Origin of the sequence: Microbacterium meiriae (assembly GCF_032364335.1) — a bacterium.
Taxonomy (GTDB): domain Bacteria; phylum Actinomycetota; class Actinomycetes; order Actinomycetales; family Microbacteriaceae; genus Microbacterium; species Microbacterium meiriae.
Map to the genome: position 1 here is coordinate 2,498,520 of NZ_CP133984.1, position 23,811 is coordinate 2,522,330.

At 70.9% G+C, this 23,811-nt stretch carries 20 protein-coding genes; 2 read left to right on the forward strand and 18 right to left on the reverse strand.

Annotated features, from left to right (window positions below):
- Window positions 1–7 precede the first annotated feature (7 nt).
- Entirely contained in the window at window positions 8–877 is an 870-nt protein-coding gene (rsmA, locus tag RI211_RS12050; protein ID WP_315637941.1) for a 16S rRNA (adenine(1518)-N(6)/adenine(1519)-N(6))-dimethyltransferase RsmA, read from the reverse strand.
- A gap of 97 nt (window positions 878–974) precedes the next feature.
- Between rsmA and RI211_RS12055 the strand changes: the two genes are divergently transcribed.
- Window positions 975–2,261, forward strand: coding sequence for an MFS transporter (locus RI211_RS12055; protein ID WP_259951499.1), 1,287 nt, complete (start codon window positions 975–977; stop codon window positions 2,259–2,261).
- Here the strand turns inward: RI211_RS12055 and RI211_RS12060 are convergent.
- The 10 genes from RI211_RS12060 to rsmI form a co-directional block, all read right to left on the reverse strand.
- Window positions 2,240–3,136, reverse strand: a complete 897-nt coding sequence (locus RI211_RS12060; protein ID WP_315637940.1) for a TatD family hydrolase — start codon at window positions 3,134–3,136, stop codon at window positions 2,240–2,242. The genes RI211_RS12055 and RI211_RS12060 overlap by 22 nt on opposite strands.
- A 17-nt stretch (window positions 3,137–3,153) precedes the next feature.
- Window positions 3,154–4,731 carry a methionine--tRNA ligase gene (gene metG / locus RI211_RS12065; RefSeq protein WP_315637939.1) on the reverse strand — a complete coding sequence of 526 codons (1,578 nt, stop codon included), beginning with the start codon at window positions 4,729–4,731 and terminating at the stop codon, window positions 3,154–3,156.
- A gap of 49 nt (window positions 4,732–4,780) precedes the next feature.
- Window positions 4,781–5,950 carry a glycoside hydrolase family 1 protein gene (locus tag RI211_RS12070; protein ID WP_315637938.1) on the reverse strand — a complete coding sequence of 390 codons (1,170 nt, stop codon included), beginning with the start codon at window positions 5,948–5,950 and terminating at the stop codon, window positions 4,781–4,783.
- A gap of 40 nt (window positions 5,951–5,990) precedes the next feature.
- Window positions 5,991–7,691: an ABC transporter ATP-binding protein gene (locus RI211_RS12075; RefSeq protein WP_396654949.1), complete on the reverse strand. Its 1,701-nt coding sequence runs from the start codon at window positions 7,689–7,691 to the stop codon at window positions 5,991–5,993.
- Window positions 7,692–7,696: 5 nt separating this feature from the next.
- Window positions 7,697–8,629: an ABC transporter permease gene (locus tag RI211_RS12080; RefSeq protein ID WP_280565617.1), complete on the reverse strand. Its 933-nt coding sequence runs from the start codon at window positions 8,627–8,629 to the stop codon at window positions 7,697–7,699.
- Entirely contained in the window at window positions 8,626–9,606 is a 981-nt protein-coding gene (locus RI211_RS12085) for an ABC transporter permease (RefSeq protein ID WP_187661998.1), read from the reverse strand. Before RI211_RS12085 ends, RI211_RS12080 begins: the two co-directional genes overlap by 4 nt.
- Window positions 9,603–11,267 carry an ABC transporter substrate-binding protein gene (locus tag RI211_RS12090; protein ID WP_315637936.1) on the reverse strand — a complete coding sequence of 555 codons (1,665 nt, stop codon included), beginning with the start codon at window positions 11,265–11,267 and terminating at the stop codon, window positions 9,603–9,605. Before RI211_RS12090 ends, RI211_RS12085 begins: the two co-directional genes overlap by 4 nt.
- A gap of 156 nt (window positions 11,268–11,423) precedes the next feature.
- Window positions 11,424–12,518 (reverse strand): LacI family DNA-binding transcriptional regulator, encoded by a 1,095-nt coding sequence (locus tag RI211_RS12095; protein WP_315637935.1) that lies wholly within the window; start codon window positions 12,516–12,518, stop codon window positions 11,424–11,426.
- A 204-nt stretch (window positions 12,519–12,722) separates the two neighbouring features.
- Window positions 12,723–13,277, reverse strand: a complete 555-nt coding sequence (locus RI211_RS12100; RefSeq protein ID WP_315637934.1) for a class I SAM-dependent methyltransferase — start codon at window positions 13,275–13,277, stop codon at window positions 12,723–12,725.
- A 155-nt stretch (window positions 13,278–13,432) separates the two neighbouring features.
- A complete protein-coding gene (gene rsmI, locus RI211_RS12105; protein WP_259951490.1) occupies window positions 13,433–14,254 on the reverse strand; it encodes a 16S rRNA (cytidine(1402)-2'-O)-methyltransferase in 822 nt (273 codons plus the stop codon).
- 96 nt (window positions 14,255–14,350) lie between these two features.
- Between rsmI and RI211_RS12110 the strand changes: the two genes are divergently transcribed.
- The gene (locus RI211_RS12110; RefSeq protein ID WP_315637933.1) at window positions 14,351–15,904 is read left to right on the forward strand and encodes a dolichyl-phosphate-mannose--protein mannosyltransferase; all 1,554 of its coding nucleotides are present in this window, start codon (window positions 14,351–14,353) and stop codon (window positions 15,902–15,904) included.
- A gap of 22 nt (window positions 15,905–15,926) precedes the next feature.
- Here RI211_RS12110 and RI211_RS12115 read toward each other — a convergent pair whose 3' ends face one another.
- The 7 genes from RI211_RS12115 to RI211_RS12145 all read right to left on the reverse strand — a co-directional run bounded on the left by RI211_RS12115 (window position 15,927) and on the right by RI211_RS12145 (window position 23,803).
- Window positions 15,927–16,406, reverse strand: coding sequence for an Lrp/AsnC family transcriptional regulator (locus RI211_RS12115; protein ID WP_144882465.1), 480 nt, complete (start codon window positions 16,404–16,406; stop codon window positions 15,927–15,929).
- Window position 16,407: 1 nt separating this feature from the next.
- Window positions 16,408–17,811, reverse strand: coding sequence for an amino acid permease (locus tag RI211_RS12120; protein ID WP_396654948.1), 1,404 nt, complete (start codon window positions 17,809–17,811; stop codon window positions 16,408–16,410).
- Window positions 17,812–17,822: 11 nt separating this feature from the next.
- Window positions 17,823–18,890 carry a histidinol-phosphate transaminase gene (gene hisC, locus RI211_RS12125; protein ID WP_315637931.1) on the reverse strand — a complete coding sequence of 356 codons (1,068 nt, stop codon included), beginning with the start codon at window positions 18,888–18,890 and terminating at the stop codon, window positions 17,823–17,825.
- A 165-nt stretch (window positions 18,891–19,055) separates the two neighbouring features.
- Window positions 19,056–20,858, reverse strand: a complete 1,803-nt coding sequence (locus tag RI211_RS12130) for a thioredoxin domain-containing protein (protein ID WP_315637930.1) — start codon at window positions 20,856–20,858, stop codon at window positions 19,056–19,058.
- Window positions 20,859–20,931: 73 nt separating this feature from the next.
- Window positions 20,932–21,501: an FMN reductase gene (gene msuE, locus RI211_RS12135; protein ID WP_187662006.1), complete on the reverse strand. Its 570-nt coding sequence runs from the start codon at window positions 21,499–21,501 to the stop codon at window positions 20,932–20,934.
- Window positions 21,502–21,666: 165 nt separating this feature from the next.
- Window positions 21,667–22,503: an aldo/keto reductase gene (locus RI211_RS12140; RefSeq protein WP_259951484.1), complete on the reverse strand. Its 837-nt coding sequence runs from the start codon at window positions 22,501–22,503 to the stop codon at window positions 21,667–21,669.
- Window positions 22,504–22,558: 55 nt separating this feature from the next.
- Window positions 22,559–23,803, reverse strand: a complete 1,245-nt coding sequence (locus RI211_RS12145; RefSeq protein WP_315637929.1) for a heparan-alpha-glucosaminide N-acetyltransferase domain-containing protein — start codon at window positions 23,801–23,803, stop codon at window positions 22,559–22,561.
- Window positions 23,804–23,811: the final 8 nt, after the last annotated feature.

The window sequence follows — 23,811 nt, forward strand, 5'->3', positions numbered from 1 at the left end:
TGCCAGATTAGCCGCTGACGCCGGAACCCTCGATCGCCGTTGCGTGCTGGGCGATCCGCTGGTAGTCGTCGACCGTGAGGTCCTCCCCGCGGGCCGTCGGGGCGACGCCGGCGGCGGTCAGCACCTCGATCGCCGCGGCGGAGCTGCCGAAGACCCCGGAGAGGGCCTGCCGCAGCATCTTGCGGCGCTGGTTGAAGGCCGCATCGACGATCGCGAAGGTGCGTCGGCGCTCCTCCACCGGTCCGCGCTCCCCCTCGGAGCGGTCGAAGCCGACGAGGAGGCTGTCCACGTTCGGCACCGGCCAGAAGACCTGCCGGGAGACGTTCCCGGTGAGCTTCCACTCGCCGTACCAGGCGGCCTTCACGCTCGGCGAGCCGTAGATCTTCGACCCGGGCTTCGCGGCGAGACGCTCGGCCACCTCGGCCTGCACCATCACGACACCCCGCTGCAGGTACGGGAACGTCTCCAGGAAGTGCAGCAGCACCGGCACCGACACGTTGTACGGCAGGTTCGCGACGAGGACGGTCGGCTCCCCCGGCAGCTCTGTGACGCGGAGCGCATCGGCGTCGACCACCGTGAGCCGGTCTGCCTCGACCCCGTGTTCGACAGCGGTCTGCGGCAGACGCGCCGCCAGGCGGTGGTCGATCTCGACCGCGGTGACCGCGGCCCCCGCCTCGAGGATCGCCAGCGTCAGGGACCCGAGTCCCGGTCCGACCTCCACCACCCGCTCCCCCGGCTGCACGCGGGCGGCCTGGACGATCTTGCGGACGGTGTTCGCGTCGACGACGAAGTTCTGCCCGAGCTTCTTGGTGGGGGTGACATCGAGCTCGGCGGCCAGACGGCGGATCTCGGTGGCCCCGAGCAACGTGACGGTCATGGATCCATTCTCCCGGATGACGAGCCGTGCCCGGATCCTGGGTGGGTTCCTGGGTGAGTTCCTCGGCAGTGTCCGTGATCATCGCTATCCTTCGGAGGTGCCCTCCCTCGGTGAACTGATCGCTCCGCGGCGCCTGGGCAGGGATTTCCGCTGGCTGCTCGCGTCGTCGTGGACGAGCAACATCGGAGACGGCGTGGCGCTGGCCGCCGCTCCCCTGCTCATCGCTTCGATGACGTCGTCGCCGATCCTCGTGGCCTCCGGTGCCATCCTGCAGTTCCTGCCGTGGCTGCTCTTCGGCCTGCACGCCGGGGCGATCGCCGACCGCTTCGATCGGCGGCGCCTGGTGATGACAGCCAATGCCGTGCGCGCCGTCGTGCTCGCCGCCCTCTGCGTGTTCCTCGTGACGGGAACGGCGAACATCGGGATCGTGCTGGCCGTCGCGTTCCTCTACGGCACCGCGGAGGTCTTCGTCGACACCGCGGGGAGCACGTTGCTGCCGATGCTCGTGAAGCCGGCTGACCTCGGCATCGGCAACGCACGGCTGCAGGCGGGATATCTCGTGGCGAACCAGTTCGCCGGACCGCCGCTGGGCGCCTTCCTCTTCGCCGCCGGGAGCGCGTGGCCGTTCCTCGTCGAAGTCCTGTGCGTGACGCTCGCCATCGTCCTGATCTCCCGGATGGCGCGCACCCCCGTGCCGCCGCGGGAGACCGAGACCCACCCGCCGGTGCACACCGACATCGCGGAGGGGCTGCGCTGGCTGTGGCGCAACCCGCCGGTGCGGATGCTCGTGCTCATCATCCTCGTCTTCAACGTGACGTGGGCCGCACCGTGGGGCGTGCTCGTGCTCTACGCCACCGAGCACCTGCAGATGGGGCCCGTGGGCTACGGCGCCCTCACCACGGCGTCCGCGGCGGGCGGCATCGTCGCGACGCTGAGCTTCGGCTGGCTGGAGCGGCACGTGTCCTTCGCGACTCTGATGCGCATCGTGCTCTCGCTCGAAGTGCTCATGCACCTCGCCTTCGCGCTGACCACCACGGGCACGGTCGCCCTCGTCATCATGTTCTTCTTCGGCGCGTACGCCTTCGTGTGGGGCACGATCTCCACGACCGTCCGGCAGCGGCTCGTCCCCGCGTCCCTGCAGGGGCGCGTCGCCTCGGTCAACATGGTCGGCGTCTTCGGCGGCATGATCGTCGGCCAGGCCCTCGGCGGCGTCATCGCGCAGACCTGGGGCCTGACGGCGCCGTGGTGGTTCGCGTTCGGCGGGGCGGCGATCACCCTGCTGCTGGTGTGGAAGCCCATCTCGCACATCGTCAGCGCGAAGCCGGTCGCCGAGACGGGGCCGGACGACGTCGAGCCGGAGGGTCAGTCGGCGAACGAGCCGTAGACCCGCAACGTGTTCTCGGCGAGCTGCGCGGAGAGATCGTCCACGTCCAGGCCGAGCTCCGCGGCCAGGAAGCGCACCGTGAGCGGCACGAGGTACGGCGCGTTCGGGCGGCCGCGCAGCGGAATCGGCGTGAGGAACGGAGCGTCCGTCTCGACGAGGAGGCGGTCGAGCGGGGTGACCTTGAGGGCGTCCCGCAGGTTCTGCGCGTTCTTGAACGTCACGTTCCCGGCGAACGAGAGGTAGTACCCGGCATCGGCGCAGACCCGCGCCATCGCTTCGTCCCCCGAGAAACAGTGGAACACGGTGCGCTCGGGAGCGCCGACCCGCGTCAGCGTCTCGAGCACGGCCTCGTGCGCATCCCGGTCGTGGATCTGCATCGCGATGCCGTGCTTCTTCGCGAGCGCGATGTGCGCCTCGAACGAGGCGAACTGCGGCGCACGGCGCTCCGGCTCGGTGCGGAAGAAGTCGAGCCCGGTCTCGCCGATCGCGCGCGTGCGCGGATGCGCGGCGAGGTCGTCGATCACGGCGAGCGCCTCGTCGAGGCGCCCCTCCTCCGCGTACGTCGGGGCGTCGTTCGGGTGGATGGCGACCGCGGCGAGGACCCGCGGATCGGACGCGGCGGCCGCGACCGCCCAGCGGGACGACTCGATGTCGCCCGACGCCTGCACGACGCCGATGACGCCGACGGCCTCGGCCCGGTCGAGCTGGGCTTTGAGGGAAAGCCCCTGGGTCCCTGAGCCTGTCGAAGGGCCATCGGCGATCTCGAGATGCGCGTGGTTGTCGTAGACGGGCACGGCGAGGGGTTCCGGGGCCGCCGGGTAGGTCCGATCCTTGCGCCCGTCGCCCGAGCGCTCGCGCACGTAGGTCTCCGCCATGGTGTCCTGCCCGGATGTCAGGCCGTGGACTCCACGCGCGGGAACAGCGGAGCGAGGCCGTTGACGCTCGTGCCCGGCTTCAGCACGCCCCAGGCGCCGGCTTCGCGGATCGGCTGATCCTGCAGGCGGCCGAGGGTCTCCGCGGCACCGAGGGCGATCCACAGCTTCTCGGTCGACTGCGGCATCACCGGCGACAGCAGCACGGCGAGCGCGCGCAGCCCCTCGGCGCACGTGTAGAGCACGGTGCCCAGACGCTCGCGCTTGTCCTCGTCGCGGGCGAGCGCCCACGGCTCGTTCTCGGTGATGTACCCGTTGAGCGCGTCGACGATGGTCCATATCGCGGAGATCGCCTCGTCGATGCGGAACTGGCCGATCGCGGCGTCCGCCTTCGTCGCGGCGTCCGCCACGATCCGCTGGATCGCGAGGTCGGCCTCGGTGTACGCGGCCGCCGGCGGCACGATGCCCTCGAAGTACTTCTCGATCATCGCGGTCGTGCGCGAGGCGAGGTTGCCAAACCCGTTCGCGAGCTCGGCCTGGTACCGGGCGGAGAGGTCCTCCCAGGAGAAGGAGCCGTCCTGTCCGAACGCGATCGCGGACAGGAAGTAGAAGCGGTACGCGTCGGAGCCGAAGACATCGGTGATCTCGGTCGGCGCGATGCCGGTGAGCTTCGACTTCGACATCTTCTCGCCGCCCACGAGCAGCCAGCCGTGCGCGAACACGCCCTTCGGGACGTCGAGCCCCGCCGCCATCAGCAGCGCGGGCCAGATGACGGCGTGGAAGCGCAGGATGTCCTTGCCGACCACGTGGTAGGCGGGCCAGCGGCGCGCGAAGGTCTCCTCGTCGGAGCCGTAGCCGACGGCCGTGGCGTAGTTGAGCAGCGCGTCGACCCACACATAGATGACGTGCGACTCGTCCCACGGCAGCGGGATGCCCCAGTCGAAGGTCGAGCGGGAGATCGAGAGGTCCTTGAGGCCCTGGCTCACGAACGAGACGACCTCGTTGCGCGCCGAGTCGGGGCGCACGAAGTCGGGCTCCGTCTTGTACAGCTCGAGCAGGCGGTCCTGGAACTCGCTGAGCTTGAAGAAGTAGTTCTTCTCCTGCAGCAGCTCCAGCGGCTTCGAGTGGATGGCGCAGACCTTCAGCCCCTCGAACGGACCCGTGCCGTCGACGATCTCCGATTCCGGCTTGAACTCCTCGCAGCCCACGCAGTAGAGCGCCTCGTACTCTCCCGCGTAGATGTACCCGCGGTCGTACAGGCGCTGGAAGAACGTCTGCACGTTCGTCTCATGCCGCTCCTGCGTGGTGCGGATGAAGTCGTCGTTCGCGACGTCGAGGGTCTTCAGCAGCGGGAACCAGCTCTCGCTGACGAGCTTGTCGACCCATTCCTGCGGGGTGACGCCGTTCGCCGCCGCGGCCCGCAGCATCTTCTGACCGTGCTCGTCCGTGCCCGTGAGCATCCACGTGTCGTCCCCCGCCTGACGGTGCCACCGCGCGAGGGTGTCGACGGCCACCGTCGTGTACCCGTGGCCGATGTGCGGCACATCGGAGGGGTAGTAGATGGGCGTGGTGATGTAGAAGGAGTCGCCAGCGGGCATGGGGACAATTCTAGGTGCCCCCATGCCCGTGGTTACGCCGTGCGGCTCGTCAGAGCCCATTGCGGCGGGCGACCTCGCCGAGCCAGGCCAGCGAGGGCTTCGGGAACCGCTCGAAGGTCTGGTGGTCGAAGCCGATGAGACCGAACGTCGGCCGGAATCCGCTCGCCCATTCGTAGTTGTCCAGCGCGCTCCAGTGCTGGTAGGCGCGGACCTCGATGCCGTCGCTGATGGCGCGGTGCAGCCCCTCCAGCGCCCCCTGCGTGTAGGCGATGCGCCGGGTGTCGTCGGCCGTGGCGATGCCGTTCTCCGTGACGAGCACGGGCACGCCGCCGCTGCGCTCCCACGCGCTGCGCACGCCCAGCTCGAGGGCCTCGGCGAAGAACTCCCAGCCCGTGAGTGTCGTCTCCACATCCGGCGACACCGGCAGCGGACCCTCCGGACCGATGAACGTGCGGGTGTAGGCCTGCACGCCCACGAAGTCGTCGCCGGCGGACTGCTCCAGGTACCAGTGGTCACGCGGGTCGCCGTACGTCGCGAGCATCTCGTCCGCGCCGGGCTCGCCCGTGGAGTGGAACGCCTGGGTGGCGATCGTCCACCCCGCCTGCACACCGGGGACCGTGTGCAGGATCTCGGACGCGCGCCGGTGCGCCTGCAGCAGGGTGTCCGCGACGCCGAGGTCGGGGTTCGGCAGGCCATAGGCGACGAGGTTCGCCGCGTCCTCTCCCCCGGCCAGCATCGCCGCGATGTTCGGTTCGTTGATCGTGCACACGTAGCGCACCCCGTCGAGGATCGGCAGCACCGTCTCGACGTAGCGGGAGAACAGGTCCACCGCGTCGTCCGCACGCCAGAACCCGTCCTTCTGGAACCACTGCGGCACCGTGAAGTGCATGAGGGTGACCGTCGGGTCGAGACCGTTCTCCCGCGCGGTGTCGATCATGCGGCGGTAGTGGTCGAGCATCGCCCGCGAGACGAACCCGCGCTCCGGCTCGATCCGCGCCCACTCGACCGAGAAGCGATAGGAGTTCAGCCCCGCCTCGGCGAGCAGCCGCATGTCCTCCGGATACCGGTGGAAGTGGTCGGCGGCGTCACCGGAGGGCTCGACCATGGTCGAGTCCGGCGCGTGTTCCATCGCCCACCAGTTGCTCGTGGTGTTGTTGCCCTCCACCTGGTGGGCGGCGGTCGCGGCGCCCCAGAGGAAGCCGTCGGGGAATGCGAGCACGGATGCGCTCCTCTCTCTTTCTTGCAGTCTTTCCCGGGCCTCAGCGGGCGCGGGCAGGGTTCGGCACGGCGTCGAGCAGTTCGACCGTGTACGGGTCCTCCGGATGCTGCAGCACCTGGGAGGTCTCGCCCCGCTCGACGACGCGGCCGCTGTTGAGCACGAGGATGTTCTCGGTGACCAGACGCGCGCTCAGCAGATCGTGCGTGATGTAGAGCATGCTGATGCCCCACCGTTCGCGGAGGTCCTCCAGCAGCGCGAGCACGCCGGCGCGGAGCGACACGTCGAGCATCGACACCGGCTCGTCCGCGATCAGCACCTGCGGGTCGCTCGCGAGCGCCCTGGCGATCACGACGCGCTGCCGCTGCCCGCCGGAGAGCTGGTGCGGCAGCTTGGCGGCGAACTGCTCGACGGGCGTCAGGCCCACCGTCTCCAGCAGTTCGAGCACACGGGCCCTGGCCTCCGCCCCGCGCAGCCTCGTGTAGTTCACGACCGGACGGGTCAGCGCGTACTCGACGGTGTGCAGGGGATTCAGGGCCGCGTACGGATCCTGGAACACCATCTGCACGTCCTTGCGGAGGTCGCGGAGTCCGCGGCGCTTCAAGGACGCGACATCGGTATCGCCGAAGCGGATGCTGCCGGAGGTCGGCTTCTCGACCCCGGTGAGCATCTTCGCGATCGTCGACTTGCCCGAGCCGGAGGCACCGACCAGCGCCAGCGCCTCCCCCGGCTCCAGGCGGAAGGACACGTCGTCGACCGCGACGACGGGATCCTGCCCGCGGCGCGGAGCCGGATAGCGCTTCGAGACGCCCTCCACCACGATCGCAGCGTCGGCGCGGCGGGCGTCCCGCGGCGACACCGTCGGCAACGTCTCGGTGACGTCCGTGCGGCTGCGCCCCTCCCGGCGACGGGTGCCGAGATCGACGAACCCGGGGATCTCGATCTTCTCGGCGCGCGGGTCGGCGTAGTGACTCAACAGCATCCGGGTGTACTCGTCCTGCGGACGGTGCAGGATGTCCTGGCTGGAGGCATCCTCCACGATGCGCCCCTCGTGCATGACCATCACCCGGTCGGTCGCCTCGAGGACGATGCCGAGGTCATGGCTGATGAGGATGGCCGTGAACCGCTCGGACCGCTGCAGCTCCTGGATCGTGTCCATGACCGCGTGCTGGACGAGCACGTCGAGCGCCGTGGTGGGCTCGTCGAACACCATCAGCTGGGGTTCGAGCGAGAGGGCGAGGGCGATCGAGGCGCGCTGCCGCATGCCTCCGGAGAGCTCCCCCGGGTACCGGTCGAGCACCTCCGGCTTCAGCCCCACCTTGCCGACCAGCTCCCGCGCCCTGGCCTCGCGCTGCTCCGCGGGCACATGGCCGTGCGCGGCGAAGATGTCGCGGAAGTGGTTGCCCACGGTCCGCACGGGGTTCAACGCATTCATGCCGGACTGCAGCACCATGGCGAAGCCGCCCTGTCGCTGGCGCCGCAGCTCCTCGGCGTCGAGCTCGCGGATGTCGCGGCCGTCGAAGAGGATGCGTCCTCCGCTGATGCGCGCCGGCGGCTTCTGCAGCCGCGTGAGCGCGAAGCCGAGCGTGGACTTGCCCGACCCGGACTCGCCGACGAGCCCGACGAACTCGCCGCGCCGGAGCGCGAACGACACGTCGTGCACGGCCGGCACCGGCACCTGCCCCGGGGAGGCGTACTCCACGGACAGCGACTGGACGTCGAGGAGGAGGTCGTCGTGCTCCATGGCGCTCATCGGCCCTTCCCTTCGCGGAGGCGCGGATTGGAGATGCCGTCCACGCCGAAGTTGATGAGTGTGAGGCTGAGGGCGAGCAGCGCGATGCACAGACCGGGCGCGAACAGCAGCAGCCACTGGCCGGTGAGCAGGGAGTTGGAGTTCTGCGCCCAGTAGAGCATCGTGCCCCAGCTGACGATGCTGGAGTCGCCCAGCCCGAGGAACTCCAGCCCCGCCTCGGCGAGGATCGCCGCCGTCGCCGCCCCGAAGAGCGTCCCGGCGATGATCGAGGTCATGTTCGGCAGGATCTCCCGGAAGACGATGCGAGCCCTGCTGTCGCCGGAGAACTGCGCCGAGGTGACGAAGTCGTTGCCGCGGAGGGACTGGGTCTGACTGCGCAGCACGCGCGCACCCCACGCCCATCCGGTCACGACGATCACGGCGATGATCATGAGGATGCCGCCGTTCTGCAGGTAGGCGGCGATCACGATCATCAGCGGAAGGCCGGGGATCACGAGGAAGAGGTTCACGATGAACCCGACGACCTCGCCCGCGAAGCCGCGCATGTAGCCCCAGCTCAGGCCGATGAGCACCGCGACGATCGTGGAGAGGAGCCCCGCCGCGAAGCCCACGAGGAGGCTGACCTGCGCTCCGTAGATGAGCTGGCTGAGCACGTCCTCCCCTGCGGCGGTCGTGCCGAGCCAGTGCTCCCACGAGGCGTCGGCGTTCCGCGGGAAGCCGTTCTCCTTCGGCCCGTAGGGGGCCAGGAGCGGGGCGAACACGGCGACGAGCACGAAGAACGCGAGGAGGCAGAGGCCGATGCGGGCCTTGCCGTTGGACCACAGGGTGCCGACCATGCGGCCGAAGGCGCGCCAGGGGCTGGGCGCCGCGATGCGGTCGGTCGGGACCTTGACGGTCACGGTGCTGGGGGTGGGGTTCGGGGTCGTCATCGTCGAGTCCTCGGGTCGAGAACCCCGTAGAGGATGTCCACGAGGAAGTTGGCGATGAGCACGCTCACGGTGATCATCAGGAAGAGCGCCTGCATGAGCGGGTAGTCCTGCCCGATCACGGCGTTGAACAGCAGGTAGCCGATGCCCGGGTATCCGAACACCTGCTCGACGAGGATCGAGCCGCCCACCACGCCGCCGAGCGTGAGCCCGAAGCCGGTGAGGTTCGGCAGGATCGCGTTGCGGGCCGCGTAGCGGAGGGCGATGGTGCGACCGCGGAGGCCGTTCGCCTCGCCGAAGGTGATGTAATCCTCGCCGAGCGTGTTGATCATCGCGTTGCGCATGCCGATGATCCAGCCGCCGAGGGAGGTGAGCAGGATCGTCAGCGCGGGCAGGAACGCGTGCCGGACGAGGTCGACGATGAAGTCCCAGGTGAACCCCGGGGTGGTCGTCGCCGAGTAGGCGCCGGTGGTCGGGAACCAATGCAGCACGTAGCCGAGGAAGAACAGCAGCAGCAGCGCCGTCCAGAAGTACGGGAACGTGCTGAGGAACGACCCGGTCAGCGTCGGCAGCGAGTCCAGCCACGTGCCGCGCCGCCAGGCGGCCATCACGCCGATCAGCGTGCCGATCACGAACGCGAGGATCGTGACGATGCCGACGAGGCCGAGCGTGTAGGGCAGCGCGGTGGAGACCATGCTCGACACGGTCTGCGGGTAGAACGTGTACGAGACGCCGAAGTCGAGCCGGACGACCTGGCCGAGGTAGGCCACGTACTGGTCCCACATCGAACCGGTCGGCACCCCGAGCTGGGCCTCGATCGCGGCGCGCGTGGCGTCGGAGACCGGACCGTTCTGGGAGAGCTTCGCGATCGCAGCGTCGGCGGGAGAGCCGGGCATCAGGCGGGGCAGGAAGAAGTTCAGGGTGATCGCGGCCCACAGGGTGAGCACGAACAGGCCGATCTTCTGGAGGACGTACTTCACTGGTCTCCCCCGTCCGTGCGCTTCAGGTGGGTGAAGATCCCCAGGGGCGCCGAGTCGTAGTTCTGCGGGATCATGTACGGATCGTCCGCGGAGGGCCAGCCGGTGAACTTCGCGTCGTTGAACAGGCCCCAGATCCCGCCGTAGTACATGCCGATCACGGGGACCTCCTCGTACACGATGCTCTGCAGCTCGTGCACGATCTCGGTCTGGCGCTCGGGATCGATCGTCGCGCGGAACTCCTCCAGGAGGGCGTCGGCCTCCGGCGAGCGGTAGCGCTCGAAGTTGTTGGTGGTCACCTCGCCGGCCGGCACGTAGAAGTCGCTGGAGAGCAGGCTGTTGTAGGCCTGGTACACGTCGCCGTTGCCCATGCCGCCGATCGCCATCTCGAAGTCGCCGGTGCCGATCGCGCTCTGGTAGCCCGCGGGCTGCGGGAGCTTGAGCGACACCTTGACGCCGATGTCTGCCAGCTGCCGCTGCACGGTCTGGGCGGCGCGCGTCCAGTCGGAGAAACCGTTGGCGGTGGTCAACGAGAACGCGAGCTGCTCGCCGTCCGGGCCGACGAGCTGGTCGCCCTGCAGGGTGTACCCGGACTCGGCGAACGCCGCGAGCGCGGCGTCGCGGTCCTGCGCGAGCATGCCCTGATCGGGGATCTCCGGGTCGAGGTACTGCTCCTGGTTGGGCAGGATGAGCCCGGTCTGCCCTGCGGGCTGCATGTACCCCTCGGAGGCGGTCTCCGCGATCTCCTCCCGGTCGAGCGCGAGCGCGATGCCGCGGCGGACATTCACGTCGTCGAAGGGCGCGACCTCGAGGTTCGGCACGAGCGAGATGACGCCGCCCGGCGGGAACCACCAGGTGTTGTCGGGACTCGCCGCTCCCCAGGTGCCCTCGACGTCGGAGATGAAGGAGTAGGCCCAGTCGTAGCCGCGGGTCACGGTGTCGAGCTGCGTGTTCGTGGCCGGCAGGATGATGTGCTCGATCTCGATCCTGTCCGCCTGCCAGTAGTCCGGGTTGCGGTCCATCGAGTACTGCTGGTCGTTGTAGTTGCCGAGCACGAACGGCCCGGTCCCGACCGGCTCCTCGTTGCGCCAGGTGGCCGGGTCCTTCACATCCGCCCACAGGTGCTCGGGGACGATCATGGTCTGCCCGAGGATCGACAGCGACGGCGCGTCGTCGCTCTGCAGGTGGAACACGATGTCGTCGCCGTCGATCTCGATGCGGTCGATGTGCTGCCACGCGCCCTTGATGTCGAGCGAGGGCTCGTCCTTGATGAGCTGGAACGTGAACGCCACGTCCTCCGGGGTGAGCGCCTCGCCGTCGCTCCACTCGACGCCGTCGCGGATCGTCATCACGATCGTGCGGGCGTCGGGCTGGGTCCACTCGGACGCGAGCCACGGGGTGAGCTCGCCGTCGAGCGGGTTCACCAGGATGAGCGGCTCGTAGATCCACCGCGAGGCGGTCCTGGTGTTGGTGAGGTAGGGGTTGAAGTTCTGCGTGAAGAACGGGTTTCCCTTGTCGGCGTTGATGAGCATCGTGTCGTCGCCGATCGACGGGTCGGGCTGCGAGCTGATCTGGATGCTGCAGCCGCTGAGCGCGACCGCTGCGGCCGCGAGCCCCACGACGGCGGCGCGGCGCCAGCGTCGGAAGGTGTGCGTCTCTGCCACTGGATGACCTCATGTCGTCTCTGTCATGAAGGGCGCCCCGGGGGGTGGGGAGTCCTGCCGGCCGAAGCCGTACACCAGATTGTAAGCGCATACATTTTGAATCGGCAACCCCGTGACGAGCCAGGGGGTCCTCCGGGGCGGCGCGGTCGCGGCGACTCAGGCCGGGCGCGTGGAGCTCTCGCGGAGGAGGATCTGGAGGGGCAGACGCGTGGTGAGCGGCGGGGCGTCCGGCTGCTCCAGCCGTCGCGCGAGCACCTGCACGGCCGCGCGTCCGAGCTCGATCATCGGCTGCCGGATCGTGGTCAGCGGCGGCGACACCAGGGTCGCCGCCTCGATGCCGTCGAACCCCGTCACGAGCACGTCGTCCGGCACCTGCACGCCCGCAGCACGGAACACGTCCATCGCCCCGAGTGCCATCTGGTCGTTGGCGGCGATGAGCGCGGCGGGCACGCCGTCGCGCGTGAGCTCCTGCCCGGCCCGGCGCCCGGAGGCCCGTGTGAAGTCGCCCCGCAGCACGCGCACCGCTGCCGGATCACGCCCCGCTGCGGCGAGCGCGGTCGACACGCCCTCCCACCGTTGCTCCGCGTCCGGCGAGTCGGCCGGCCCGGCGAGGAAGACGATCTCCCCCTCCCCGACCTGCGACAGCACATGGCGGGTCAGCTCCCCCATCGCCTCGGCGTTGCTCACCGTGACGTGGTCGTAGGCATCGCCCCGCGGCGGCCCGGACAGCACGACCACCGGGATACGCCGCCCCAGCCGCGCCAGCACCTCGTCCGGCACGCTGCGGGCGAGCACCATGAGTCCGTCCACCCGGCCGGCCATGTCGCGGACGGTCGAGCGGTCGGGGTCGTCACGTCCGACGCCCACCATGAGCACGAACCCCTGCTTCCACGCCTCCAGCTCGGCCCCCCGCAGGACTTCGTCGAGGAACAGCATCGAGGAGTGCGGCGGGTCGGCTTCGTCCGACACGACCGTGAACGGCGGGCGCGCGGCGGCGGACAGCACATCGAGCGGCGGGGCGTCCTCGGCGGCGTCGAACTGGGGGAAGTACAGCCCCAGCACCCCCGTCCGACGCTCGGCCAGACCCCGCGCACTGCCGCTGGGGACGTAGCCCAGCGCGGCGACCGCGTCGAGCACCCGCTCCCGGGTCACCGGACGGACGGCCTCCGGCGAGCGCAGCACACGCGAGACGGTCGCGATCGACACTCCGGCGCGCTCAGCGACGTCGTACACCGTCGCGGCCTTGCTCACGCGTGCTCCTCTCCCCCGCGGTTCTGGTTCTGGTTCCGGTTCCGGTTCCGGTTCTGGTTCTGGTTCTGTCAGCGTAGGACAGTCTCCCCCGGTGCCCCCGTCCCCTCCCGCGCGCGGGCGCAGATTCGCGTCGGTGTCGCACGGATGGTGCCAGAACCTGCGACACGGTGCAGATCTGCGACGGGGTTCCTGGACGGTGCAGGATCACGCGCTGCGGGCGCGGAGGGATCCGTGGGGGCGGGAGCTGATCTCGCCGGGCTCTCGCTCGCGGGCCTCGGACCACTGCAGCTCGAGGCCGGCGGCGGCGAGCAGCGGGGACAGGGCCTCGGCGGTCCAGAAGAACGCGGGTGCGACCGCATGAGCGAAGGCCGCCCGGGGTTCGCCGACGAAGTATCCGAGGAGCAGGCTCCCGCCGGGGGCGAGCACCCGAGCGAACTCGGCGAACACCTCCGTGAGCTCGGCCGGAGGCGTGTGGATCACCGAGTACCACGCGAGGATGCCGCCGACCGTGCCCGATGCCTGCGGCAGCGTCCGGAACGACCCGTGATGGAACGTGAGGTGCGGATACCGAACCCTCGCCCCGTGGATGAAGGCCGTGGAGAGGTCGATCCCCTCGACGTCGCGCCCGGTTTCGAACTCTGCGCCGTCACCCCCGTGGAGAAAGGCCGTCCAGTGACCGGGACCGCACCCCGCGTCGAGCAGCATCCCCGGAGTCTCATCGCGCCAGCGGCGGATGAGCTCGCGGTCGCGCGGATCCATCAGCCCCAGGTCCCCCGCGACCTCGAGGTACTCCGCGGCCCTCTCGTCGTAGGCTCGCGCGACCGACTCCTGTCCCGCGGGAGGTCGCAGATCCGGACCCGCGCCGCACGCCTCCCCGGAATCCCTGCGACCGGGGTGCGAATCCGCGACGGGAGTCACCGTGACCGCGCCGCAAGGGCGGCCTGATACAGGTCTCGGGAGGACAGGCCCGTCAGGGCCGCGACCTCGGAGGCCGCGTCCTTCAACCGGGTGCCGTCCGCGACCAGGGCCTGCACCTGAGCGAGGGCGTCCTCCGGCGAGGCCTCCCGCCGCGGCGCACCCTCGACGACCACGACGATCTCGCCCTTCACCCCGTCGGCGGCCCAGGCTGCGAGCTCGGACGCGGTGCCGCGACGGACCTCCTCGTACAGCTTCGTCAGCTCCCGGCACACGGCGATCCGGCGGTCTGCGCCGAAGGCGGCCCCCATGTCGGTGAGGGTCGTCGCGAGGCGCGAGGGCGACTCGAAGAACACCATCGTGCGGGGCTCGGCGGCGAGGGCGGAGAGGGTCGCCCGGCGCTCCCCCGGCTTCCGCGGCAGGAACCCCTCGAAGGTGAAGCGGTCCGTGGGAAGCCCCGAGATCGCCAGTGCCATGAGCACCGCGCTGGGTCCGGGAATGGCGGTGACCGTGACCCCCTGCGCCACGGCCTCGGCGACGAGACCGTATCCCGGATCGCTCACGGTCGGCATCCCCGCGTCGCTCAGCACCACGAGGTCGGTCTCCGCGGCGAGCGCGGCCAGCTCCGCGGCCTTCTGCTTCTCGTTGTGGTCGTGCAGCGCGATCAGCCGGGGCCGGTTGTCGATCTTCAGGGCCTGCAGGAGTCGCTGCGTCGTGCGGGTGTCCTCCGCGACGACGATCTCCGCGTTCTCCAGCACCTCCACGAGTCGCCGCGACGCATCGCCCAGGTTTCCGATCGGGGTCGCGGCGAGGATGATCACCCGCCCAGCTTAGGCGTGGGCCTGAGTCGGGGCCGTCGGAGCGGACCGGTGCCGGCATACCGGAAGCACAGGGCGGAGTGTGTCTAGGCTGGACCGGTGACCGCGCCCGAGCCCCTGCTGCCCGCCCCCGAGGAGCGGCTCACGCGCTACGAGCGGCTCCGCGACCGCGTGCTGCACGCCCCGGACTGGGGCCGAGCGATGGGCTGGTTGGCCCCGCTGCTGATCACCGCCCTCGCCGCGGTGCTGCGCCTGGCGAACGTCGGCCATCCCCATCAGCTCGCCTTCGACGAGACCTACTACGTCAAGGACGCCTGGTCGCTGTGGAGCCTCGGCTACGAGGGGGTGTGGGGAGAGAACGCGAACGACGCGTTCATCACCCTGCAGGAGCTCCCCCTGACGAACAAGGGTGCGTTCATCGTGCACCCGCCGCTCGGGAAGTGGCTGATCGCGCTGGGCATGGCCATCGGCGGACCGGACAACAGCGCCGGCTGGCGTCTCGCGACCGCCGTGCTCGGCGCAGCATCCGTGCTGCTGGTCTACCTCATCGCCCGACGTCTGACCGGTTCGGTCGTGGCGGCGACCGTGGCCGGCACGCTCCTCGCGATCGACGGCCTCAGCATCGTGATGAGCCGGATCGCGCTGCTCGACGGCATCCTCACCTTCTTCGTGCTGCTGGGCGTGCTGTTCGTGCTCATCGACCGCCAGCACACGATCCCGCTGCTCGAACGCCGGAATCCCGACGACGAGGATCCGCTGTGGGGACCGATCCTGTGGCGCCGTCCCTGGCTCGTCGCCGCGGGTCTCGCGCTCGGCGCCGCCTCGGCGGTGAAGTGGTCAGGACTGTACGTGCTCGCGGGCTTCGGCCTCTACGTCGTGATCACCGATGCCCTCGCCCGGCGCCGCGGCGGGGTCGTCGTATGGCCGGCATCCGCGGTCTTCCGGCAGGGGCCGGTGTCGTTCGTGCTCCTCGTCGTCCCCGCGCTCGCGGTGTACCTCGCGAGCTGGACCGGATGGCTGGTGACGGCGAACGGCTACGACCGCGGCAGCGATCCGAACCCGCTCGTCGCGCTGTGGAACTACCACGAGGCGATGCTCGGCTTCCACGTGGGCCTCACCCGAGGACACCCGTACGCGAGCCCGGCGTGGGAGTGGCCCTTCCTGCTCCGCCCGACGGCGGTGTGGGTGGACAGCGACCCCACCGGCTGCGGCGTCGACCACTGCATCGGCGTGATCTCGGCGATCCCCAACCCGCTCATCTGGTACGGCGGCGTCGCGGCCGGCGTGTACCTGCTCTACCGCCTCATCCGCGGCTGGATCACCCGGCAGCCGGTCGGCCCGGCCCTGAGTCTTCCGCTCGTGGGGCTCGCCGTCACCTACCTCCCCTGGCTGATGTTCCCTGAGCGGACGATCTTCCAGTTCTACACGGTCGTGATGATGCCGTTCCTCGTGCTCGCGCTCACCGTCACGCTGCGGATCATCGCGGGGCGCCGCGAGGATCCGCTCGTGCGCCGCCAGTCCGGAGAGCGGACCGTCCTGATCTTCCTCGGCGTCGTCGTCCTCGTCTCGGCGTTCTTCCTGCCGCTGTGGACGGGGATGAGCGTGCCGTACGACTTCTGGCGCCTGCACAACTGGCTGCCCGGCTGGGTCTGACCCGCCGCGCCGTGAACCCCGGTCAGGGGATCTCGTCGGCCACGTGCTCAACGAGCGGGAGCACGCGACCGGAGAGGTGGGTGCGCATGGCGATCGAGGACGCCGTCCGCGCGACGCCCGGCACCAGGGCGACCCGGTCCAGCACCTCCTGGAGCCGGGTCGCGTCGCGCGCGACGAGCCGGAGCTGCATGTCGCTCGCGCCGGTCACGGTGTGCATGTCGACGATCTCCGGCACCGCGTCCGCGAGGGCCGTCGCCACATCGTCGTGCCCGACCTTCTGATCGATCTCGACGAGGCAGAACGCCACGACGCCGTAGCCGAAGCCGGCGGGGTCGATGCGCGGCACGATCGCCTCGATCACCCCGCCCTCGTGCAGCCGCGCGAGGCGGCTGGTGGCCGTCCCTCGCGCGATGCCCAGCCGGCGCGCGCACTCGAGGAGAGGCAGCTGCGGCGACTCCGTCAGCAGCCGGATCAGCGCGGCGTCGAGGCGATCGATCCGCACGTCACTCCCTGACGATGCCGGGGCGGGAGACACCCCGCGTCAGGCGGGCGACGACGAGCAGCACCGCGGTGAGCCCGAGCGTGAGCAGCAGCTGGATGCGCGCGGCCGGGTCGATCATCGCGAGCGCGATCACGGCGGCCAGCAGCACCAGGCACAGCCACGACACCCAGGGGAAGCCCCAGAGCCGCATAGGCATCGCCTCGCCGGCACGGTCGGCCCGCCGTCGCAGCACGATCTGCGAGATCGCCGTCGCCGTCCAGATCACCAGCAGGGTCGACCCCACGACGTTCAGCAGCGCCGGGAGCACGACGTCCGGGAACGCCCAGTTCAGTCCGACGGTGACGAACCCGAAGGCCACCGAGGCGAGCACCGCGACGAACGGGACGCCCTTGAGGCTCGTCCGGGTGACGGACAGCGGCGCCAGTCCCCGCTCCCCCAGCGAGTACGCCATCCGGGAGGCGCCGTAGATGTTGGCGTTCATGGCCGAGAGCAGCGCGATCACCACGATGAGGTCCATCACGAGACCGACGCCCGGGATGTTCAGCGTGTCCAGCACGGCCGAGAACGGACCGGCCTGCACGGCGGGGTCGTCCCACGGGAGCACCGCGACGATGACGAAGATCGAGCCGACGTAGAAGATGAGGATGCGCACGAGCACCTCGCGCACGATCCGGCGGATGTTCCGCGCGGGGTCGTCGGACTCGGCCGCGGCGATCGCCACGACCTCGGTGCCGCCGAACGCGAAGACGACGATGAGGAGCGCCGCCGCGATGCCGGTGATCCCGTGCGGGGCGAAGCCGCCCTCGTCCACGAGGTTCGAGATCCCCGTCGCCGGCACACCGGGGATGAGTCCGATGATCGCGCACACGCCGACGATGAGGAAGGCGATGATCGCGGCGACCTTGATCGCCGCGAACCAGAACTCGAAACGGCCGTAGTTGCGCACGCCGAAGAGGTTCACCGCGGTGAGGGCGACGACGAAGACCAGCACCCAGACCCACGCGGGGATCCCGGGCACCCAGTTCGCCACGATCCCGGCCGCGCCGGTCGCCTCGGCGGCGATCACGACGACCAGCTGGATCCAGTACAGCCAGCCCACCGCGCTTCCGGCGCTGCGCCCCATGGCCTTCTGGGCGTAGGAGCTGAAGGCGCCGGAGCTCGGGCGGGCCGCGACCATCTCGGCGAGCATCGCCATCACGAGCACGACGATGCCGCCCGCGACGAGGTAGGAGATCAGCACGGCGGGTCCGGCGATGCTGATCGCCTGCCCTGAGCCGACGAACAGCCCCGCGCCGATCGCGCCGCCGAGCCCCATCATGGAGATCTGGCGGCGGGTGAGGCCCGGGTGCAGGCCCTTCGTGGTCGTCGTGGTGACGGGGACCTCGGTCACGGGATCGTTGGTCATGCGTCCATCGCTCATGCGTTCACCTCGGCGAGCTCGGTCTCGAGGGCGGCTTCCACCCGGTCGATGTCAGCGGCGGATCCGGACGAGATTCGCACGCCCTCGCCGGGGAAGGCGCGGGCGACCACGCCCCCGGCGTGCAGGAGGGCGTCGAGGTCGGCGGTGCGCTCCCCCGCGGGAACCCAGACGAAGTTGGCCTGCGAGCGGACGGCGGGCCAGCCGGCCGCCGTGAGCACGGTGTGCAGCCGATCGCGCTGCGCCACGACCTCGTCGATGCGGGCGGCGAGCTCGTCCTCCGCAGCGAGGGAGGCGAGGGCCGCGGCCTGGGCGAGGTCGGTGACCCCGAACGGCACGGCCACCTTGCGCTGCGCCTCGGCGATCGCGGTGGGGGCGATCGCGTAGCCGATGCGGAGGCCGGCCAGGCCGTACGCCTTGGAGAACGTGTGCAGCACCGCGACGTGCGGGTGCCGACGGAACAGCTCGATCCCGGCACCGCGGCTGCCCGTGCGGTCGAAGTGCACATAGGCCTCGTCGATGACGACGAGGACGTCGTGCGGCACCGCGGCGACGAAGCGCTCCAGCGCCTCGGCGTCGACGACGGTGCCGGTCGGGTTGTTGGGGTTGCACACGAACACGAGACGCGTGCGCGGGGTGATCGCGGCGCGCATCGCGTCGAGGTCGTGTCCGTGGTCGGCGTCCAGCGGCACGGCGACAGGCGTGGCACCCGCGATCCGGACGAGCGAGGGGTACGCCTCGAAGGACCGCCATGCGAAGACGACCTCGTCGCCCTCGCCGGCGACCGCGTGGATGAGCTGGGCGGCGATCTCCACCGACCCGGCGCCGACGGTCACCTGGGCCGGGTCCACGGCGTACCGGGCGGCGAGCGCCTCCCGGACCGCGGAGGCGCTCATGTCCGGGTAGCGGTGGATGCCGGCGACCCGGTCCTGCACGGCCTGCACGACGGAGGGCAGCGGCGGGTGCGGCGACTCGTTCGAGGAGAGTTTGGAGGCACCGGCCGGGGCGGAGCGCCCCTGTCGGTAGGCGGGCACGGCGTCGAGGCCGGCGCGGGCGGAGAGGGTCATCGTCAGAGCATCCTTGCTGTGATCCGAGAGGGGTCGCGTCACCCTAGAACGGATGGCAGGCGCTGGGCAAACCGTGCACTCGAAGCTGCGCATCGCGCGCAATCGAACGCCACCTGGGTGCCGCACGCTAGGCAGATTGCACACCCCTGCTCCGGGGAAGGGCGCTCACCGTGCGTGCGACACCGCGGCCGGATCGCTCACCGGCAGGCGGCACACGAAGGCGCGGCAGTCGTAGGCGCGCTCGGCTGTCGCCTCCTTGCCGTCGAACAGTTCGAAACCCTCGGCGGCGAACGCCGTGGCCTGCGCCGGGCTGACGACGACGATGACATCGGCATCGGCTCCGCGTGCCGCGGCGGCGAGCGCTCCCCCGGGGTCCTCCGTGACCACGACGAGCTGCCGCGGGGCCGCGACGAGTCCGGCGGCGACCCGGAGCAGGCTGCCGTGCGCGAAGGGCTGGGCGAGCGCCCGGGAGGCGAGCGCCTCCACCCGCTCGGCCGCCGCCGCGCGGTACCGGTCGCCCGCTCCGAGCCGCCAGGCGGTGAGCGCGGCCTGCGCGACCGCCGCCGTGTCCGAGGGGAGGTCTCCGTCGGTGTGATCGGGCGAGGCGGCGATGCCCTGCGCGCGGAGCAGCGGGTCGTCTCCCCCGGCTCCGTCCAGCACCTCGTCGAGGAGGTCCCGCCCCGTGACCGCGGGAGCGACGTCGCCGGTCGCCGCCGCCAGGGCGAACAGGCCGTCGGCGAGGAGGGCGAGGTCGGCCGCAGTGGCCACCGCGGCGGAGGCCCGGCCATCCAAGGACGCCCGCACGAGAGCGCCGTCGCCACCGCGATTGGTGCGGAGCACGGCGTCGGCGGCGTCCGCGGCGGCGGCGACCCACGCGTCCTCGCCGAGCGTCGCACCCGCCCTGGCGAGTGCCGCGACCGCGAGGCCGTTCCATCCTGTGATGACCTTGTCGTCCACCGCCGGCGGCTCCAGCGTGGCGCGCTCCGGGACCGGGCGGAGGTAGTAGCCGCCCTCGCTGCGGGCCCCGTCGATCCACGACTCGGAGTCCTGAGCGGCGCCGAAACCGCCGCCCTCCCGCCGCAGCGTGCCGAGCAGGAAGCGGGCGATTCCGCGGGCGGTCTCCTCGTCGCCGGTGTCGAGCGCGACCTCGAGAAGCTGGGCGTTGTCGGTCAGCATGCGCTCGTAGTGCGGCACCGTCCAGTCGCGCCGGGTCGCATAGCGGAAGAACCCGCCGTCGGCATCCCGCAGAGCAGAGCCCGCCATCGCCGTGAGCGCGCGCTCGGCTGCTGCCGCGGCCTCCGGCGCGGCCTCGCGGACGAGGGGCTGCTGCAGGAACCGCAGGGTCGTGGCCACCGGGAACTTGGGAGCTCCGCCGAAGCCGCCGAACTCGCTGTCCTCCCTGGCGGCGAGTCCGCGGGCGGCCTCGGCGAGCGCGGCGGTGTCCGGGAGGGTCGAGGGCGTGGCCTGCGCAGCCTCTGCGAGGGCTGCGGTCACCGCGTCCGCGGACTCCTCGGCCTGCGCGCGGCGCGTCGTCCAGGCCTCGCGCACGGCGGCCAGCACATCGCGGAACGCCGGCATCGGCGGTCGCGCCTCGGGCGGCCAGTACGTCCCCGCATAGAACGCGCGACCGGCGGGGGTGGTGAACACCGTGAGCGGCCAGCCGAGGTTCTGCGTGAACGCGGACGCGGCGGCCATGTAGGCCCCGTCGACGTGCGGATGCTCCTCGCGATCGACCTTCACCGCGACGAATCCCTCGTTGATGCGGGCGGCGGTCTCGGGGTCGGCGAACGACTCGCGTGCCATCACATGACACCAGTGACAGGTGGAGTAGCCGATCGAGATCAGCATCGGCACGTCTCGGCGGCGGGCCTCGGCGAACGCCTCTTCCCCCCACGGGTACCAGTCGACGGGGTTGTCGGCGTGCGCCCGAAGGTACGGGCTGAGGGTGTCGGCGAGACGGTTCGTCATGTCCCCACGCTACGCCGGGGAGACAGGCTGCGGGTCGGCCGTCGATCGGCTCGCGGGGACCGGCAGCTCCGGGTCAGCCGACGAGCAGCTCCGCGGGGCGGGTCGCGGTGTAGCCGACGAGCGGGAGGGCTCGCTCGGCGGCCAAGGCGATGCGCGCGCGCAGCACGTCGGTGGCCACCTCGTAGCCGTCGAAGTCCGTGGTGCTCGCGTAGACGCCGAGGGGCAGCGTGAGCGCCTGGAAGAAGGCGAAGAGCGGCCGGAGCTGGTGCTCGATCATGAGGGCGTGCCGCTCGCCGCCGCCGGTCGCGGCGAGGAGCACCGGCGTGCCGACGAGCGCGTACTGGTCCACGAAGTCAAACAGGTGCTTGAACAGCCCGGTGAACGACGCGCGGTACACCGGGCTCCCCACGATGAGGAGGTCGGCGGTCTCGATCGCCTGCAGGTGCACCTCCACCTCCGGCGGGAGCTGGTCACGGGTGAGAGCACCCGCGAGCGACGGCCCGATCTGCGTGAGCTCGATCAGCTGCGCCTCGACGGGGGCACGCTCGGCGACCGCGGCGGTGATCGCTCGGAGGAGGGCGGTGGTCTTGCTCGGCTCGTGCAGGGAGCCCGAGACGGCGACGACGCGGAGCGGAGCTGTCATGCGCTCGACGGTACCCACGCGGACGCCCCGTGTCGCGCGAAGCGACACGGGGCGTCATGTGGAACGGAGACGAGCCGCCGGCCGCGGGCTCGGGAGCACGGCTCCGGTGAGTGCGGGCTCGGTGACGGCGTCAGTGCCGAGCCCGCGGCCGGTATGAGGGCGGGATCAGTTGACCTCGTCCGGGTGCGAGCCGACGCGGCCGGAGCCGTCGAGCGGGTCGAGGGCGTCGATCGCGGCGATCTCGGCGTCGGTCAGCTCGAAGCCGAACACGTCGAGGTTCTCCCGCAGGCGCTCCGGGCGCACCGACTTCGGGAACACGATGATGCCCTTCTGCAGGTGCCAGCGGAGGACGGCCTGCGCGGGCGTCACGCCGTGGGCGGCGGCCGCATCGGCGACCGCCGGAGTGCCGAAGAGGTCGTACTTGCCCTGGCCGAGCGGACCCCACGCCTCGATGCGCACGCCGTTTGCCTCGGCCCAGGCGACCTCCTCGCGGCGCTGATACGCCGGGTGCAGCTCGATCTGGTTCACGGCCGGGACGACGCCGGTCTCCTTCACCGTGCGCTCCAGGTGCGGGACGAGGAAGTTCGAGACGCCGATGCTGCGGGTCAGGCCCGCGTCGCGCAGTTCGATGAGCTTCGCGAACGCGTGGACGTAGTCGTCCTTCGCCGGAGTGGGCCAGTGCACGAGGTACAGGTCGACCTGCTCCAGGCCGAGCTTCTCGAGGCTCTCGCCGATGGCGGCGCGGGGCTCGTCGTCGTGATGACGGTCGTTCCACAGCTTCGTGGTGACGAAGAGCTCCTCGCGCGGGATGCCGGAGGACGCGATGGCAGCGCCCACGCCCTCCTCGTTGCCGTAGATCGCGGCGGTGTCGATGTGGCGGTACCCGATCTCGAGGGCCTCGCTCACCGCCTTCTCGGTCTCTGCCGGCGGCACCTTGAAGACGCCGTAGCCCAGCTGGGGGATGGAGTTGCCGTCGTTCAGTTCGAGTGCAGGAATGGTCATCCCCCCAGCCTAGGACCTGTGATGACAGGCGTGCCCGTGCGGATGACGAAAAGCGTCAGCGCCGAGGGACCGCGGCCATCGCGGTGGCCCCCTTACCGACGAGGCGCTCCAGGGGACCGCGTCCGACGAACATCGCCCACAGCGTCGTCACCACCAGGAGTGCCACGGCCGTGAGCCCCCAGAACGAGTTGTCCGCGATGAAGCCGCCAGGGCCCGCGACGAGGACGACGGAGACGACGTGCAGGCTGTATGCCGTGAGCGGCATGGACCCCAGAGCGCCGAGCGGCAGCAGCGGCCAGCGCAGCGGGCGGCTCAGGAGCAGGCACAGCGCGATCACCGCCAGGGCGAACCCGCCGGAGCCCAGGATCTCGGCGGTGCCACCGCTGTGCGGGTCGACGGCGAAGACGGCGCGGACCACGGAACCGAGCGGATCGCTCGCGGCGAGAGCCTCGGGGTAGCTCTCCCAACCGGACGGCGGCATCACGTCGTCCGGGATGAACGACGACAGACTCTCGGCGGGAAGGCTGTCCAGGCTCTCGCTGGGGAGGCTGTCCAGACTCTCGCTGCCGGAGTACCCGCTCGTCGAGGAGGTGAGCGAGCCCGTCCCGCCGAGACCTGTACTCGCGCCCACGGCTCCCAGGCCGTAGCCGATCGCGGCGAGGACCACCCCGACGACGAGGGCGACGACGGCCGTGCGCACCTCCTGCACGCGGAGCCGGCCCAGGGCCATGCCGCCCAGCACGAGAGCCAGCCACACGGTGATCGGATAGGTGCCGTAGAGCACGAACCCGATGCCCGCGCCGAACGGCTGCAGCGCCACCGCGCTGATCAGGGCGAGCAGCGCCGGACCGGCGAGCGCGAGGACGGCGGCGCCGAGGAGCAGCTGCCGGGGCCGCCACCGCAGCACGGGGATGACCGCGACGTAGAGCAGCCCGTAGAGCGTCAGGATCACGGCGATCGGGGTGTTGAGGAGCTCCAGGGCCAGGCCGATCACGAAGATCACGGCGCCGCGGCCGACGAGATTCAGGCGGATGCCGGGGAGACGCTCCCGCTCCGGCAGCACGTCGCGCCCCGTCATGAGCGCGATGGAGACGCCGGCGAGCAGCGCGAAGAGGATCGAGGAACGACCGTGCACGAGGTCCGTCCACGTGGTGGGGTCGCCCCAGTCGAAGGCTTCGGTCATGCCGACGTGGGCGCCGGCCATTCCCAGGATCGCCAGACCCCGTGCGACGTCGAGGCCGAGGATGCGCGGCGGCCGACCGAACTCGCGGAACCAGCGCACGGGGCGCAGAGCAGTCATCACCCGAT

Coding starts and splice junctions, on each gene's coding strand:
- rsmA (WP_315637941.1), bottom strand. CDS start 877: ATGACCGTCACGTTGCTCGGGGCCACCGAGATCCGCCGTCTGGCCGCC.
- RI211_RS12130 (WP_315637930.1), bottom strand. CDS start 20,858: ATGACGAACCGTCTCGCCGACACCCTCAGCCCGTACCTTCGGGCGCAC.
- RI211_RS12140 (WP_259951484.1), bottom strand. CDS start 22,503: ATGACCATTCCTGCACTCGAACTGAACGACGGCAACTCCATCCCCCAG.
- RI211_RS12075 (WP_396654949.1), bottom strand. CDS start 7,691: ATGGAGCACGACGACCTCCTCCTCGACGTCCAGTCGCTGTCCGTGGAG.
- hisC (WP_315637931.1), bottom strand. CDS start 18,890: ATGACCCTCTCCGCCCGCGCCGGCCTCGACGCCGTGCCCGCCTACCGA.
- msuE (WP_187662006.1), bottom strand. CDS start 21,501: ATGACAGCTCCGCTCCGCGTCGTCGCCGTCTCGGGCTCCCTGCACGAG.
- RI211_RS12060 (WP_315637940.1), bottom strand. CDS start 3,136: ATGGCGGAGACCTACGTGCGCGAGCGCTCGGGCGACGGGCGCAAGGAT.
- RI211_RS12080 (WP_280565617.1), bottom strand. CDS start 8,629: ATGACGACCCCGAACCCCACCCCCAGCACCGTGACCGTCAAGGTCCCG.
- RI211_RS12100 (WP_315637934.1), bottom strand. CDS start 13,277: ATGGATCCGCGCGACCGCGAGCTCATCCGCCGCTGGCGCGATGAGACT.
- RI211_RS12145 (WP_315637929.1), bottom strand. CDS start 23,803: ATGACTGCTCTGCGCCCCGTGCGCTGGTTCCGCGAGTTCGGTCGGCCG.
- metG (WP_315637939.1), bottom strand. CDS start 4,731: ATGCCCGCTGGCGACTCCTTCTACATCACCACGCCCATCTACTACCCC.
- RI211_RS12120 (WP_396654948.1), bottom strand. CDS start 17,811: ATGACCAACGATCCCGTGACCGAGGTCCCCGTCACCACGACGACCACG.